Here is a 15,927-nt window from a genome sequence, read left to right on the forward strand (position 1 = left end):
ATTTTAAAACTTAAATTTAACCTCCAAAAATTAATAATTTCCAATGAATAATCCGCTTAAAATAATCGCTATGATTCCCGCCCGTTATGAGGCCTCTCGGTTCCCGGGGAAACTTTTAAAAGACCTAAACGGAAAAACGGTAATCACCAGAACATACGAAGCTGCAAAAAAGACCGGACTTTTTGACGAAGTTTATGTGGTAACCGATAGCGATAAAATTTATGCTGAAATTAATAAAAACGGGGGCAATGCGATAAAAAGTAAGAAAGAACATGAATGCGGAAGCGACCGTATTGCTGAAGCAGTGCAGGATATGGATGTAGATATTGTTGTAAATGTACAGGGAGATGAACCATTTATAGATAAAGATAGTTTGGCTAAATTGCTAATTGTTTTTCGGGAAGATGATGCTTCTGCCATAGATCTTGCTTCATTAAAAACTGCCCTTTCAGAAAGTGATGAGATTACCAATGCCAATAATGTAAAGGTAATTACCAATAAGAATGATTTCGCGATGTATTTTTCAAGGTTTCCAATTCCTTATCCAAGAAATACCGATGCCCACGTCACTTATTTTAAGCATATAGGGATTTATGCTTTTAGAAAACAAGCAATTATAGATTTTTATAATTTACCAATGCTTTCTTTGGAATCTGCTGAAAAGATTGAGGCAATTCGATTCCTGGAATATGGGAAAAACATAAAAATGGTTGAAACTGAAATGCAAACCATTGGTATAGATACTCCTGAAGATCTTGAAAAAGCCAGGAAGATCTGGAACAATTAAATAATTAGCTTACGGCATCTTTATAAACTTTTAGAGCCCGTTCGCGGGCTTCTTTATGATCTACCATTTTTTCAGGATAATCATCAGACTCAAATTCTTCCACCCATTTTTTGATATATTTTTTATCCTTATCAAATTTATCAATCTGTGTAGTTGGGTTAAAAATTCTAAAGTAAGGAGCTGCATCTACACCACTTCCAGCAACCCATTGCCAGTTGCCAACATTCGAAGACATCTCATAATCCAGTAGTTTTTCAGCAAAATAAGCTTCGCCCCAGCGCCAATCAATGAGTAAATGTTTGCAAAGAAAACTTCCTACCAGCATTCTTACCCGATTATGCATAAAACCAGTTTTGTTTAATTGGCGCATTCCTGCGTCTACCAGTGGATAACCTGTGTTTCCTGTTTTCCACTTTTCAAATTCCTCTTCGTTATTGCGCCATTCAATACGGTCGTATTTCTTTTTAAAAGATTCAGTGGCAGTGTCTGGGTTGTGATACAAAACCTGCATAAAAAACTCCCTCCAGATCAATTCATTTAAAAAGGTTTTATTTGTTTCGGCATTAGCTTTTTTTACCATTTTTCTAGTACTTACAGTACCAAACCTAAGATGGGCGCCTAATCTAGAGGTACCATCTTTTCCGGGAATATTTCTGGTATTTTCATATTGCTGAATTAAAGTAGGCGTAACATCATAATCCGGTACTTTAATTTCTGAAGTTTTGAATCCAATATCACTTAAGCTTAAATTAGGCAACCTGGTATTTTGAATAAGATTATCCAGATATTGACTGGTATAATGAATTTTAAGATCCAGGGATTTGAAGTGCTCTTTCCAGGCCCTCATATAAGGGGTGTACACCACATAAGGATCGCCATCTTTCTTAAGCACTTCATCTTTTTCAAAAATAACCTGGTCCTTAAAAGTGTGAAATTCAATATTATTTTCAGAAAGCAGCTCGGCTATTTCCTTGTCTCTTTGGGTTGCGTAAGGTTCATAATCATGATTAGTGAATACATCAGCAATTTGATATTCCTTAATTAACTGCTGAAAAATTTCTTCTGGTTTGCCGTGATACATCGCGATAGAGCTGCTAAAATCATTTTGCAGTTCTTTTCGCATTTCTTGAAGCTGCTCGTGTATAAAAGTTACACGCGCATCATTTTTAGGTAATTTATCAAGGATTTCTGTATCAAAAATAAAAATTGGTAAAACCGGTTTATCAGATTTTAAAGCTTCGAGAAAACCTACGTTATCATCTAATCTCAAATCACGTCTAAACCAGAAAATATTCACTTCTTTACTCATTTACGAAATATTTAAAGTTGAAAGTCCGCCGTCTACCCCAATAATTTGTCCCGTGATCCAGCTGTTTTTATCGCTTAATAAAAAGGTAGCCGCGTTGGCGATATCTTTAGCGTTTCCAACCCTTTTAAGAGGATGCCTTTCACTCATTTTCTCTTTCTTAGAATCATTAGACAATAATTTTTCAGCTAGCGGAGTATCAGTTAAAGATGGAGCGATCACATTTACGCGAAGGCTGGGAGCATACTCTGCTGCCAGGGATTTTGCAAAACCTTCAATCGCACCTTTTGCCGCGGCAACGCTGGTATGGAAGGGCATTCCAACTTTAACGGCCACGGTACTAAAAAATACCAAACTTGCATTTTCGGCTTTCTTTAATTTCGGCATTACTCCCTGAACCACTTTAACTAAACTTAAGAAATTTAAGTTCATTTCTTTCTCAAAATCTTTATGCTTTAGCATTTTAAAAGGTTTCAGGTTAATGCTTCCGGGGCAATAAACCAGGCCGTGTATTTCTTCCGGCAACTCAAGATCTTCAATATTATCTTTTAAAACATCGAATTCTAAATGTTTAATATCATCGTTTAATTTACCTTTATTTCTAGAGGCAACAATTACATTATTTTCAGTAACCAGTTGATTGGCAATTTCAAGTCCGATTCCTGTAGAACCACCAATTAGTAAAATATTCTTTTTCATAATTTATTTTTTTGGGATTACGCTAAAATGTCCTGTTTGAGAGTGGAATTTTTGGTTTTACTTTCATCAAATTCACCAAAAAGTTCTACGAGTTTTTTCTGTCTGTAACCAAAAATTTCTTTCAGTTTAGGAGCTACGAGGAAGGGATGAGCCATTTGACCCAGAATTCCAAAGGGTAATTTATAATCTACAATATCTTCCATTTCTACACCGCCGGGAATTTCTTCTAAGAAATGCTTGTGGTGCCAGAGGGCGTAAGGCCCAAAACGCTGTTCATCTACAAAGTATTCTTTGTCTTTTACGTGAGTGATTTCGGTTACCCATTTGGTTTTAATTCCCGCAATTGGAGTTACAATATATTGAATAATTTGTCCCGGGTACATTGCGCGATCGGCTCCCGAGAGAATATTAAATCCCATATAATCTGGTGTTATTGTCTTTAGATTTCCGGGATTGGAGAGAAATTCCCAGGCCTTTTCCAGACTGATAGGAAGTTTTTGAACCGATTTCTTGGTGTAGATTTTCATTCTAGTTGTATTTGAATGTAAAATTAAGAGTAGTTTTGTTTAAAATAAAATTATTATAGTTAAACAAAATATAAATGAAGTTGCTTCTTATCTAAATTCGTAATCAATTTCTCGGTATATTTGATCAAACTAAAAACAAACTAAATAATGAATAAACTACTTTTATTTTTATGTACAGCAGGGCTTATGAGTGCTGCCCAGGCACAGGTACAGGCGCCTCAACCTAGCCCATTTACTAAAGTTGAACAAAAAGTTGGACTTACCGATGTTACGCTCGAATATTCCCGCCCCGGAATGAGAGATCGCGAGATTTTTGGCGATCTGGTACCTTATGGGGAAGTATGGCGTACCGGAGCTAACGAAAATACCAAAATCACTTTTAGTGACGATGTTACTGTTCAGGGTAAAGAATTAAAAGCGGGAACTTATGCTATTTACACAATTCCGAAGGAAAAAGAATGGGAAGTAATGTTCTATAACGATGCTTCAAACTGGGGAAATCCTGCTGAATGGAGCGAGGAGAAAGTAGCCTTAAAAGCAACTGCCGAAGTGATGGAACTTCCTTTTGAAATGGAAACTTTTACCATTATGATAGATGAGCTGAAGAATGATTCTGCTGCTCTTAATATTATTTGGGAAAATACCGTAGCAAGCTTAAGATTTGAAGTGCCTACTGAAGAAAAAGCAATGGCCAGTATTGAAAAAACGATGAATGGCCCAGGGGCAGGAGATTATTTTGCGGCCGCAACTTATTATCACGATGCCAAAAAAGATTTGGAACAGGCTTACGAATGGGTAAATAAATCCCTTGAAATGGGTAACCCAAATGCCTTTTGGATCTTAAGAAGAAAATCGCTTATCGCAGCCGATCTTGGTAAAAAAGAAGAAGCAATTGCAGCTGCCAAAAAATCTTTAGCCGAAGCTGAAAAAGCCGGAAACCAGGATTACGTAAAAATGAACAAAGATTCTCTAAAAGAATGGGGAGTTATGTAGTCTGAATTTTAAGAATAAGAAAAAGGCTGTTTTGTAAACGTCCTGTTTTCGTCAAGCTGAACTTGTTTCAGCTTCTAACATGTTTTGAAAATCTAACAAGTTAAACCCTGAAATAAATTCAGGGTGACGTTCTTCAGACTTTCCAGACAGCCTTTTTACTTTTAAATGAATTTCAGAACCTAAGCCTCACAACTAGCACAATTCACCATATTAGCTATAAATTCTTTAGAAACACTTTGGCTTCTTTGATAGTAAAGGGTTTTAACTCCCAGTTGCCAGGCTTCTATCATTAACTTATTTACTTCCTGAACCGGAAGATCTGATGGAATATTTAAATTTAAACTTTGCGCCTGGTCTATATATTTTTGCCTAACTGAAGCCTGTTGTATAATCTCTAGCTGACTTATCTCTTTAAAGGTTTTAAAGATCATTCGCTCTTCATCACTCAATTCTTTTAAATGCTGTACGCTTCCGTGGTTTAGCATGATGCTTCGCCAGGTTTCTTCGGTATCTAATCCTTTTTCCTGAAGCAATTCCTTTAAATATTTATTCTTCCGCATAAAATTCCCTTTTGCCAATCCGGCTTTATAGTAATTACTGCTAAAAGGTTCAATTCCCGGTGATGCCTGTCCCAAAATTGCAGAAGAAGAGGTAGTAGGCGCAACGGCCATTAAAGTAGTATTTCTTAATCCGTAGCCTTTTAAAACCTCGGGTTCGCCATAAATATTAGCTAATTCCTTACTTGCTTTTGTAGCTTTCTCATTAATTTCTTTAAAAATGGAATTCGTTAAGCCTTTTGCTTTTAAGCCTTCAAAAGGAATTCTATTTTTCTGAAGATAAGAATGCCAACCCATAACGCCCAATCCCAGTGCCCTATGTCTTTTTGCAAATTTATTAGCAGGAGTGAGGTAATAATTATCCTCGGTTTTGGCGATAAATTCCTGTAAAACAGCATCAAGAAAATAGATAGCCAGTTTTACGGCTTCAGTATCTTTCCATTCGTCATACAGCTCCAAATTCATAGAAGAGAGACAGCAAATAAAGGACTCTTCCTCGGTTGAGGGCAGTGCGATTTCTGAACACAAATTACTGGAATTTATAACGTAGTTTTTATCCTTATAAACTTGTGGCTTAAATCGGTTAATATTGTCTTTAAAGAAAATATATGGCAAACCTTTTTGCTGCCTGCTTTCTAACACTTTAGCCCAGATTTCTCGTTTTTCCCGGTCTCCATCTATCATTTCCTGCATCCAGTAATCGGGCACACTTACGCCATAAAATAAATTCTGAATAGGATTTCCTATATTTTTTATCTCTAGAAACTCCTTAATATCGGGGTGGTCAATATCCAGGTAAGCAGCAAAAGCTCCGCGGCGTACTCCACCTTGTGAAATAGTATCCATAGCGGTATCAAAAAGCTTCATAAAACTCGTAGCTCCGCTGCTTTTGCCATTATCGGTAACTGCACTCCCACGACCTCTTAGCTCCCCAAAATAGCCTGAAGTTCCGCCACCAATCTTGGTTTGCATAATTACCTCGCCCAGTTTGTGGGTAATTCCTTCAATATTATCGGGTACATATACATTAAAACAGGAAATAGGTAATCCGCGTTCGGTACCCATATTGGCCCAAATTGGCGAACTTAAACTCATCCAGCCACGCTCTATCATTTCTATAAAAGCTTCTGCCAGTTCTGGTTTGTAGAGCCTTTTTGCAGCTGCATTTGCAACTCTTTCTATAGCAGATTTTGTGGTTTCTCCTTTTAATAAGTAGCCGCGGTTAAGTATTTGCTGGCTTTCTTCATTAAGCCACCATAGGCGTTCCTGTTGCGTTTCTTTATTTATTGTTTCGGGCATTTTGCTGGATTTTAAGTTGAAATATTGCTGCGGAATATTGTTTAAAAAAGATCATCGGCGGTGATGCTCTTATCGTGTTTGGTATAATCTACCGGGCGCTTGGCAAAAAAGTCGTCTAAACTATTGGCGAAAACTTCTTCTTCAAACCATAACATAGCTTTGTAATCATACTCTGAAACAAAGTAGATTTTTTCCAAACCAATTTTTTCAAGGCTATCGTCTACCCGATATTTCATAAAATTCAGAAGGTCTTCTTTTTTGCATTGTTCCAAAGCGCCATCAGCAAAAATCCAGTCCAGGATTTCAGATTCTACTTCCATAGAGTGAGCAATGATTTCCCTAATTTGAGTTTTGGTTTCCTCGTTGAAGAATTCTGGAAATTCATTTTTGATCTGGTTTACAATATAAATCCCGGCGTTAGCATGAATTTGTTCGTCTACCGATGTCCAGGCAATAATATTACTCACATTTTTCATCACGCCTTTAAAGCGACTAAACGAAAGAATAATAGCAAATTGACTAAAGAGGGATACGTTTTCAATTAAAATAGAGAATAAAATAAGGGAAAACACGTATTTCTTTTCATCTGAAGATTTTGTATTTGCTAAAGCTTCAGAAAGATAAGCTACCCTTTTTTTGATAACAGGAGTTTCTATCAATTTCTCGAACTCGTTGTTATAACCTAAAACTTCGAGCAAACGGGAGTAAGCTTCAGAATGTCTAAATTCACATTCAGCAAAAGTACTTCCCAGGCCGTTAAATTCCGGTTTTGGGAGGTGCTCATATAAATCGCCCCAAAAGGATTTAACGGCTACTTCAATTTGTGCGATGGCAAGCAAACTCTTTTTAATTACCTGTTTTTCATTTTCACTAAGATGGGAATGAAAATCCTGTACATCGGCGGTGAAGTCTACTTCAGAATGTACCCAGAAAGAACGATTTATTGCTTCGGTAAACTGAAGAATTTCGGGATAATCGAAAGGTTTGTAATTTACCCGTTTTTCAAAAATACTCATATCACTTTTGTTTTAGTTTTAAAATCAAAAGCATAAAAGCAAATAGGTGTCTTTGGAAAAGAGAAGAGCGGGAAGGCCGCAAATATATTATCCTGGACATTTACTTTATATGCGAAAGCAAAAGTCAGCCCGGTTGGGAAGGTAATCTGGCTTGTAGAAAAGTCTACTTTACAGTTGCGCAACAGCTCATGATTCTCACATGATTCCCCTTGTTTATTACAAAATGTAATACCCGCCGGTATGATTTTACAAAAGTAAAGTTATAAGGAATTTGCGGTGGTTTTATAAAAACAGCTTTGAGTTATAAACATAGTTTTTCACAAGTTAAAGTTTCGGTAAAAAGAAGAGATCAAAGAAAATAGTGAGGTTGCAGGCATAGTCTTTGCCTAGTAAAGGATGCAGTATTTGCTAATCAATCGAAAAAAATGTAAAAATGAGACTTATAAATTTACAGCGCACCGATGATGCATATGTTGCGAAAGCTGAAATTACTTTAAAAGCTTTTGGAGTCGCTTTGGGGCAGAAATCTAAGATTTATATCAAGAAACAATCTGAAAACGAATGGAGAGAGAAAAAAACAAATAAAAAAGTCTCTTCCAGGGAAGCCACTCATTTAAATAAATGGCTAAGCGACCACCAAAAATTTGTAGAGCATTAATCTTTTTGCCTTTTCAAAAGGTCTTCTATCTTAAAAAAATCAGTTTTCTTTATTTTGAAATTAAAAATCAAACAAGCGCTTTATTGAGTTTGCTTCTAATTTTTATACAAAAATTTCTATTCTATTAAACTTCCCGTAAAAACTTCAAAAAGCCCAATATTAACGGGATTTGGGTATTTGGTTTCCGAAGGTTTTTATAAATTGCAGAAAAGATATTTTATATTTTTCATTATTAACCCACATAACCATCAACATATTTATTTAAGTTATGAGTAATTATCATATTAAGAATTTAGAGGAATATTTTCAAGTTTATAGAAAATCGGTAAGAGATCCACAAAACTTCTGGGAAGAGATAGCTGAAGAACATTTTTCCTGGCAGAAAAAATGGGATAATGTGCTAAGCTGGGATTTTAATAAACCTGAAGTAAAATGGTTTGAAAATGCTAAACTTAACATTACCGAAAATTGCATAGATCGTTACCTCTTTAATAGGTCTGACAAAACGGCAATTATTTGGGAGCCTAACGATCCTGAAGAAGAAGCGCAACATATCTCTTATGGAGAACTTCACAAAAAAGTAAACAAGTTTGCAAATGTTTTAAAAGCTAAAGGAATTGAAAAAGGCGATAGGGTTTGTATTTACTTACCAATGATTCCTGAACTTGCCATAGCAATGCTGGCTTGCGCAAGAATTGGCGCGATACACTCTGTAGTCTTTGCCGGTTTTTCTTCAAAAGCTCTCGCTACCAGAACCAATGATGCAGATTGTAAAATGCTAATTACTTCTGATGGTTCTTACCGTGGCAACAAAACAATAGATCTTAAAGGAATTGTAGATAAAGCCCTGGAAGAATGCCCCGGTGTTGAAAATGTGCTAGTAGCTAAACGCCTGGATTCTGATATAGAAATGAAAGAAGGGCGTGATGAATGGCTTCAACCCTTATTAGATGAAGCTTCAGAGGAATGTGAAGCAGAAACTATGGATGCTGAAGATCCTTTATTTATTCTATACACTTCTGGCTCTACAGGGAAACCAAAGGGAATGTTACATACCACAGCCGGTTATATGGTTTATACGGCTTATACTTTCAAAAATGTTTTTCAGTATAAAGAAGACGATGTTTATTGGTGTACGGCAGATATTGGCTGGATTACCGGTCATTCCTATATTTTATATGGTCCACTCGCGAACGGCGCAACTACCGTAATTTTCGAAGGTGTTCCTTCTTATCCAGATGCCGGAAGATTTTGGGATGTGGTAGAGAAACATAAGGTGAATCAATTTTACACTGCACCAACAGCAATTAGATCTTTAGCCAAAAGAAATATTGAATTTGTAGAAAGCCACGATCTTTCATCTTTAAAAGTGCTTGGAACTGTTGGGGAACCTATTAATGAGGAAGCCTGGCACTGGTATAATGATAATGTAGGAAAAAATAAAAGCCCTATTGTAGATACCTGGTGGCAAACCGAGACCGGCGGAATTATGATTACCCCAATTCCTTATGTAACTCCGGTAAAACCAACTTATGCAACTTTGCCTTTTCCGGGAGTTCAACCGGCTTTAATGGATGAAAACGGAAATGAATTAAAAGGAAATCAGGTAGACGGAAGATTATGTATTAAGTATCCGTGGCCAGGGATGGCCAGAACAGTTTGGAGAGATCATGAACGTTATAAGACAACTTATTTCTCTACGTTTGAAAATATGTATTTTACCGGTGATGGTGCTTTAAGGGATGAAGTTGGTTATTATAGAATTACCGGTAGAGTAGACGATGTTATTATAGTTTCAGGACATAATTTAGGTACTGCTCCTATTGAAGATGCTATAGACGAGCATCCAGCGGTAGCTGAAACTGCTGTGGTTGGGTTCCCACACGAAGTAAAAGGAAACGCACTTTATGCATTTGTTACTTTAAAAGAGGTAGGAGAGTCCAGGAATCAGGATAACCTTAGAAAAGAAATTCTTCAACAAATAGTAGATAAGGTTGGCCCAATTGCCAAACCTGAAAAAATACAGTTTGTAAGCGGACTACCAAAAACTCGTAGTGGGAAAATTATGAGAAGAATTCTAAGAAAAATCGCGTCTAAACAAACCGAAGATCTAGGAGATACTTCAACATTATTAAACCCAGAAGTTGTAGAGAAAATTATGAATAATTCTTTATAAGAATTATTCTCAAATTTCATGAATATTTAAAAATTCCAGGCCTCACAGGTTTTCAAATCTGTGAGGTTTTTTTTCTTAAATCCGGAATAATTTTTTAAGATTCAGTTTTCTATCGGTATTTAATTTACCAAGTATAGTAAGAAAAGCAAGGGCTGTAATAAAAGCATCACCGGCCGCGGTGTGACGGTCTTTAGTGTCTATATTGTATGTTTCAGCAATTTCGTCTAACGAATAACTTTTTTCACGGTTAATAAGATTTGAAATTATTCGGGTTCCGCGATATAAATTTACCGTATCCAAAACCTTATTTTTCAGCCTGGGTAATCCCATTCGGGATAAAGCTTCATTAACCACCCCCACATCAAAACCTGCGTGATGAGCCACCAGAACCGAATTCCCAATATATTTTAAAAATGCTTTCACCGCTTCTTCTTCTGAAAGTGTTTTAATTCTTTCATTTTGAATAATTCCATGAATTTTCACCGTTTTAGGATTAAAAGTTTCCTGTAAAATATACTCTTCAAATCCGTCAGCAATATTTATAGATTTATTTTCAATACCCACAGCACCAATAGAGAGCATTCTGTCTTTTTTTATATCGAAGCCAGTGGTTTCAGTGTCAAAAACAACAAATCTAGTCTCGGAAATTTCTTCTGGAAGTTTTTCCTGAAATTTTGCTTCATAGTCCTTCCAAAAATCTGGAAGATTATCAGGTTTCTTTTTTAAAAAATCCAACATTAGATATAAGGAGTTACTTCAAAACGGTATTTTATTAATTCCTGCACCTGCCTAATACTTTTAAAACAACGTTTCAGTTTAATTTTTTCTTCTTTACTTAAATTTTCCAAATCAATAAATCTCCCGCTATTTCTATTTTCCAAACCGTGCTGGGTTCTAAATTTTAGTAAAACCTTAGAAGCATAAGCACAAGCCAGGAAAAGCTCTTTGTTATTAGGTTCCAGCTGTGCCAGTTTTTCAAAGCGTTCTGCCGTATTGCTAATATTTTTAACCTGGTGATATAAAATAAGGAGTCTGCCAGCATCAGTCAAGGGCGTAATACCTCGTTTTTTAATATCAAAGAAATCTTTATTTTCCCCGTCTTCTTCTAATAAAAACTGCCTGAAAAAACCAAGGGGAGAAGGATTTCTTAAAGTTGTAGCTCCCATTACCGCATAAAACTTCCTATTGTCTTTGGTAAGGCTAAAAATATGATCGGCCAGCGCATTAGATAAATATACATTTCCGTAAGAAATATCAAAATCGAAAAATATTGAGCAAAGTAAAATTTCGTCGTTTCCCGGGTCTATAATCCAATTGGTAAACTGGTCTTTCCATTCACTTAAACTAAGGCAATATTTTGGGTTTTTCGCCATCATTTCAGCAGGGCAAAATTCGTAACCTATTATGTTTAGCCGCTTGTTAACTTTTCTTGACAGTTCCAGAAAATAAGCCCTGGTTTCTTCCAGTTTTTCTTGCGGAACATCTTCAAAAATAAGCGCATTGTCCTGGTCGGTTTGTAATAGTTGTTCCTTTCGTCCCTGGCTTCCTAGAGAAATCCACGTAAAATCGCAGGGCGGGGGAGTAGGTAGTTTTTTAATACAACGTTCAATGATGCGTTTTATGGTTGCATCATTCAGTTCAAATATAATTTTTGAAATATGGTTTAGCGGAATATTAGCAGCAAGAAACCCACGCAACAATAAAGTAATTTTATGTCGAATTTTCTTTAATTCGTTTGTGCTACTGCTTCGTTGAATCGCTTTCATTAAAACCGAAGGATTATGACCTTCTGAAACCATAATATCATGTTCCGAAAGGATTCCTACTACTTTGGTATTCGGCGTTCCATCTTCGGTAATGCAAATATGATTAATATGGTGTTTCATCATGGTGAGCTGCGCCTGGGCGATGGTTAATCCCTGCGGATAACAAATTACCGGAGATGCCATAATCCTTGAAACTGGAGTATCAATTCCAAATGCGCCCGTAGCCACCATATCTCTAAAATCTTCATCGGTAACAATGCCTTTGGGAATATTTTCTTCAACCACTAATACCGATCCAACTTTCTTTTTGCTCATAAGTTGTGCGGCTTTTTTAATAGTGGTTTCAGGTGAGGTCATGACCACTTTTCGGGTAACCGGAGCAGGCTGAAGTTCAAAAAGATTATTGTTTGGTTTATACTGATTTTCTACCGGTTCTTTATCTGAAATTAATTTCCCTTTATGAGCTTCAGCATAAGGGTTACGGGTGTTGGAAGCAAAGCTCTGAATCAGGAAGTTCCCAACTTCTTTATTTTCTTCTGTAAGCGGTTTAAATTTCTTTATGGGGATTGCGTAAAGAATGGTTTCTTCTTCTGCAATAGCATTAATAAGATAGTTTTCTTTAGCAAATAGGGGCCTAAGGCCAAAAATATCACCTTCGTCACATTTATCTATGGTTTCTCTTTTTCCTTCATTATCCCGTTCTAAAGAAATTGCTCCTTTATTTACTACATAAAAACGTTTGTGCCCAATATCGCCTTCAGCAAAAAGTAATTTTCCTTTTTCAAGATATTTTACTTTTACCTGTTGTGAGATCATTAATAAATCTTCCTTTTTTAAAAGGTTGAATGGCGGATAGCTTTTAAGGAAATCTGCTATTCGGGAAGCAATGGTGTTCTTCATACCGCTAATTTAAAGAAAAATGAATAGCTGTTTTTCTTTGAATTTTAAATATTTACTTCGTAATCTTTAATCATATTGAGAATAACTTTTTCAGTTTCCGAAAGGGAAATATAATCTTGCTTTTCTTCAGCTTTAATTTTATCAAAATAAGGCGCAATTTCCCCGGTTTCATAAGAATTTATAATCTTTGGGTGTACATAATAACTTCTACAAACGGCACGGGTATTTCCCAAACCTTTTGCCGAAGCATCAAAAGCCTGGAGCAGGTTCTTTTTATTCTGTTTTTCTTCTTCGATATAGCCAAGTTCACGCAGTGTTTCAAAAAAAATCTTGGTAGCGCTCCAGGTTCTAAAATCTTTAGCTGAAAAGAGATCGCCGCTAATTTCGTGAATATATTCATTAATCATCCCGCTATCTATTGCGTGCTTATCGCCATTTTCGTCGTAGAATTTAAAAAGTTCCCAACCCGGAATTTCCTCACATTGGTTTACAAGCTTTATTAGCTTTTTATTTTTTACGGTCACCGCATGTTCTTTACCTTTTTTACCTATAAATTCAAATTTTATCCTGTTTTTATAAGTTTTTACGTGCCGGGTTCTAAAAGTTGAAAGTCCGTAGGTTTTATTTTTCCTGGCATAATAATGATTTCCGATTCTAATATGGGTTTCTTCCATAAGACGAAGAATAAGGGCCAGTACTTTTTTACGACTCATTTCAGGTAAATCCAGGTCTTTATCTACTTGTTTTCTTATTTTAGGCAGGTTTTCTCCAAAGGCCGCCATTTTAAAGAATTTGGTTTCATTTCTTAATTTGCTCCAGGTAGGGTGGTAAATATATTGTTTCCGGTTTTTTTCATCGCGGCCCACAACCTGTAAATGGCCATTTTTAAAATGTGTAATTCTAACTTCTTTCCAACCCGGCGGAATTACTAAACTTTTTATTCGTTCTAGTGTTTTTTTATCTTTTACACGTTCTCCTTTATAAAAATATGAAAATCCCCGGCCTACTTTTTTTCGGTTAATAGAAAGGTGTTCTTCAGAAACGTAAATTAGGTTGGCAAAATCTATAGCCTGGTATGGATCTGAAATAAAATTATTTATTTCTTCCGGAGAAATGGTCATTTTTCTTTTTCACTAAATATAATTGGAAAAAAGGCCGGGCTATAATAAAGAATTGTGAAAGTATCTATAATTAAATGACAAAGCCCTTTTCGGAATTTCTTCTGAAAAGGGCTTTTCTCAATATAAAGGAGACTAATTATTTAATCAAAATAACTAAAACTATCTCCATCCTTTATTTTTAGAACACTTTCGTAAATTAATTTAATAACATTTTCTACATCGGTTTTATGTACCATTTCCACTGTAGTATGCATATATCTTAATGGAAGCGAAATTAAAGCTGAAGGAACCCCGCCGTTACTGTAAGCAAAAGCATCAGTATCGGTTCCAGTAAACCTTGAATTCGCCATACGCTGAAACGGAATTTCTTTTTCCTGGGCGGTGTCAATAAGTAATTCCCTTAATTTATTTTGAACCGCAGGAGCGTGGGCAATAACAGGGCCGTGACCAATTTTAGTATCGCCGGTTTTCTTTTTATTTATCATTGGCGTATTGGTATCGTGAGTAACATCGGTAACAATAGCTACGTTTGGCTTAATACGGTGGGTGATCATTTCTGCTCCCCTAAGTCCAATTTCTTCCTGTACCGAGTTGGTGATATAAAGTCCGAAAGGCAATTTTTTACCATTCTCCTTTAGTAATTTTGCAACCTGTGCGATCATAAATCCGCCCATACGGTTATCCAGGGCCCGGCAAACAAATTTATTTTCATTAAGTATAAAAAATTCATCAGGGTAGGTAATTACACAACCAACGTGTACGCCCAATTCTTCAACTTCATCTTTACTTGTACACCCAACATCTATACAAATATTATCTATTTTTGGAGACTGCTCTTCATCTTTATCACGAGTGTGAATTGCCGGCCAGCCAAAAACACCTTTTACTATTCCTTTTTTAGTATGTATGTTAACACGTTTTGATGGCGCTATTTGGTGATCGCTACCTCCGTTTCTTACCACGTAAATAAAACCCTCATCGGTTATATAATTTACGTACCACGAAATTTCATCAGCGTGTCCTTCTATTACAACTTTATATTCGGCTTCAGGATTTATAACACCAACCGCGGTCCCGTAGCTATCTGTGAAGAAATCATCTACATAAGGTTTTAAATAATCCATCCATAATTTCTGCCCTTCAGATTCGTAACCCGTTGGTGCCGCATTGTTAAGGTATTTTTCCAGGAAATCTATAGATTCCTTATCAAGTATACTGTCTTTGCTCATAGTTTTGAATTTTCACGAATTTAATAAGAATTAAATGTATGGCAACTCATTATTGATTAATTTTGGAATGATTTTAGTAAGATAGGATAGGTAAATAATGAGCAAATGCTTAGAAAGTTTTTTTTAATAATATTCTTTATAGCCTTTAGTCTTTCCGGACTTTTTGCACAGGAAAATTTTCCTGCTGAAGATACTTTGCAAAAAAAATACATGATTATTGCCGGTGATACGGTGCCAAGGGAGAGTATAGATCTTAATGAAGTAGTAATTTTAAAAAAGCTTCATTTTAATAGTCTTGCTGAAAGAAAGCAATACCTTATATTAAGGAGAAAAACCCGGAAGGTTTATCCTTATGCCAAATTGGCTTCAGAAAGATTAATAGCACTTAATTCCAGACTGGAGGAAATTGATTCCCGATCTGCGCAAAGAAAATATACAAAGATTGTTCAGGACTATATAGAGGATGAATTTTCTGCGGAATTAAAAAAGCTTACCCATACCGAGGGACAGATTTTGGTAAAGTTAGTACATAGACAAACCGGTACCACTGCTTTTAACCTTATTAAAAATTTAAAAAGTGGTTGGCGGGCTTTCTGGTACAATACCACGGCTAGTTTATTTGAAATATCTTTAAAGGAAGAATTTGATCCCAGAAATAATCATGAAGATTATTTAATTGAAGATATTTTGCAGCGTTCTTTTGTGAATGATATATTAGAACCACAGGCTACTGCTTTAGATTTTGAATACGTAGAACTCACCGATAAATGGAGTAAAAGACCTGGTAGGTTAAATTAACTTTTGTCTCCCCAATATTTCTTTAAATTTTTTATCTTACAAGTTCCTTTTATTGAGAAGTTTAGGAATTGGTTTTAAGATTTCTTTAAAAAATT

At 35.9% G+C, this 15,927-nt stretch carries 14 protein-coding genes and 1 riboswitch; of the genes, 5 read left to right on the forward strand and 9 right to left on the reverse strand.

Going from position 1 to position 15,927, the window contains the following annotated elements:
• Positions 1-43: 43 nt before the first annotated feature.
• The gene (kdsB, locus tag B4F31_RS09415) at positions 44-787 is read left to right on the forward strand and encodes a 3-deoxy-manno-octulosonate cytidylyltransferase (RefSeq protein WP_075327164.1); all 744 of its coding nucleotides are present in this window, start codon (positions 44-46) and stop codon (positions 785-787) included.
• 4 nt (positions 788-791) lie between these two features.
• On the opposite strand, the gene B4F31_RS09420 is transcribed toward kdsB, so the two are convergent.
• Genes B4F31_RS09420 through B4F31_RS09430 form a run of 3 tightly spaced genes read right to left on the reverse strand, consistent with a single transcriptional unit; the run spans position 792 to position 3,319 of the window.
• Positions 792-2,096, reverse strand: a complete 1,305-nt coding sequence (locus B4F31_RS09420) for a cryptochrome/photolyase family protein (RefSeq protein WP_286761179.1) — start codon at positions 2,094-2,096, stop codon at positions 792-794.
• Positions 2,097-2,792: an SDR family NAD(P)-dependent oxidoreductase gene (locus B4F31_RS09425; protein WP_075327162.1), complete on the reverse strand. Its 696-nt coding sequence runs from the start codon at positions 2,790-2,792 to the stop codon at positions 2,097-2,099.
• Between the two features lie 17 nt (positions 2,793-2,809).
• Complete coding sequence (locus B4F31_RS09430; protein WP_093306398.1) at positions 2,810-3,319, reverse strand: SRPBCC family protein; 510 nt, start codon at positions 3,317-3,319, stop codon at positions 2,810-2,812.
• Positions 3,320-3,466: 147 nt separating this feature from the next.
• Here B4F31_RS09430 and B4F31_RS09435 point away from each other — a divergent pair, with 147 nt between their 5' ends.
• Positions 3,467-4,312 (forward strand): DUF2911 domain-containing protein, encoded by an 846-nt coding sequence (locus tag B4F31_RS09435; protein ID WP_286761180.1) that lies wholly within the window; start codon positions 3,467-3,469, stop codon positions 4,310-4,312.
• Between the two features lie 179 nt (positions 4,313-4,491).
• On the opposite strand, the gene B4F31_RS09440 is transcribed toward B4F31_RS09435, so the two are convergent.
• Together B4F31_RS09440 and B4F31_RS09445 are read right to left on the reverse strand one after the other, a co-directional pair.
• The gene (locus tag B4F31_RS09440) at positions 4,492-6,168 is read right to left on the reverse strand and encodes a ribonucleoside-diphosphate reductase subunit alpha (protein ID WP_286761181.1); all 1,677 of its coding nucleotides are present in this window, start codon (positions 6,166-6,168) and stop codon (positions 4,492-4,494) included.
• A 41-nt stretch (positions 6,169-6,209) separates the two neighbouring features.
• Positions 6,210-7,184 carry a ribonucleotide-diphosphate reductase subunit beta gene (locus B4F31_RS09445; protein ID WP_075327158.1) on the reverse strand — a complete coding sequence of 325 codons (975 nt, stop codon included), beginning with the start codon at positions 7,182-7,184 and terminating at the stop codon, positions 6,210-6,212.
• Positions 7,185-7,301: 117 nt separating this feature from the next.
• Positions 7,302-7,436, reverse strand: a riboswitch (cobalamin riboswitch).
• Between the two features lie 181 nt (positions 7,437-7,617).
• On the opposite strand from B4F31_RS09445, the gene B4F31_RS09450 reads away from it, so the two are divergent.
• On the forward strand, positions 7,618-7,842 hold the full coding sequence (locus tag B4F31_RS09450; protein WP_075327157.1) for a hypothetical protein: 225 nt from the start codon (positions 7,618-7,620) through the stop codon (positions 7,840-7,842).
• A gap of 268 nt (positions 7,843-8,110) precedes the next feature.
• Positions 8,111-10,018: an acetate--CoA ligase gene (gene acs / locus B4F31_RS09455; RefSeq protein ID WP_286761182.1), complete on the forward strand. Its 1,908-nt coding sequence runs from the start codon at positions 8,111-8,113 to the stop codon at positions 10,016-10,018.
• Between the two features lie 75 nt (positions 10,019-10,093).
• Here acs and B4F31_RS09460 read toward each other — a convergent pair whose 3' ends face one another.
• From B4F31_RS09460 to B4F31_RS09475, 4 genes are all read right to left on the reverse strand, one after another.
• Positions 10,094-10,756 (reverse strand): 3'-5' exonuclease, encoded by a 663-nt coding sequence (locus B4F31_RS09460; RefSeq protein WP_075327155.1) that lies wholly within the window; start codon positions 10,754-10,756, stop codon positions 10,094-10,096.
• Positions 10,756-12,684: a DUF294 nucleotidyltransferase-like domain-containing protein gene (locus tag B4F31_RS09465; RefSeq protein WP_286761183.1), complete on the reverse strand. Its 1,929-nt coding sequence runs from the start codon at positions 12,682-12,684 to the stop codon at positions 10,756-10,758. The genes B4F31_RS09460 and B4F31_RS09465 overlap by 1 nt, the downstream gene beginning before the upstream one ends.
• A gap of 44 nt (positions 12,685-12,728) precedes the next feature.
• Complete coding sequence (locus B4F31_RS09470) at positions 12,729-13,805, reverse strand: DNA topoisomerase IB (protein WP_286761184.1); 1,077 nt, start codon at positions 13,803-13,805, stop codon at positions 12,729-12,731.
• Between the two features lie 140 nt (positions 13,806-13,945).
• Positions 13,946-15,034, reverse strand: coding sequence for a M42 family metallopeptidase (locus B4F31_RS09475; protein ID WP_075327152.1), 1,089 nt, complete (start codon positions 15,032-15,034; stop codon positions 13,946-13,948).
• 105 nt (positions 15,035-15,139) lie between these two features.
• On the opposite strand from B4F31_RS09475, the gene B4F31_RS09480 reads away from it, so the two are divergent.
• Positions 15,140-15,832, forward strand: a complete 693-nt coding sequence (locus B4F31_RS09480) for a DUF4294 domain-containing protein (RefSeq protein WP_093306402.1) — start codon at positions 15,140-15,142, stop codon at positions 15,830-15,832.
• The last annotated feature ends 95 nt before the right edge of the window (positions 15,833-15,927 follow it).

Origin of the sequence: Salegentibacter sp. UBA1130 (assembly GCF_002311535.1) — a bacterium.
Lineage (GTDB): Bacteria > Bacteroidota > Bacteroidia > Flavobacteriales > Flavobacteriaceae > Salegentibacter > Salegentibacter agarivorans.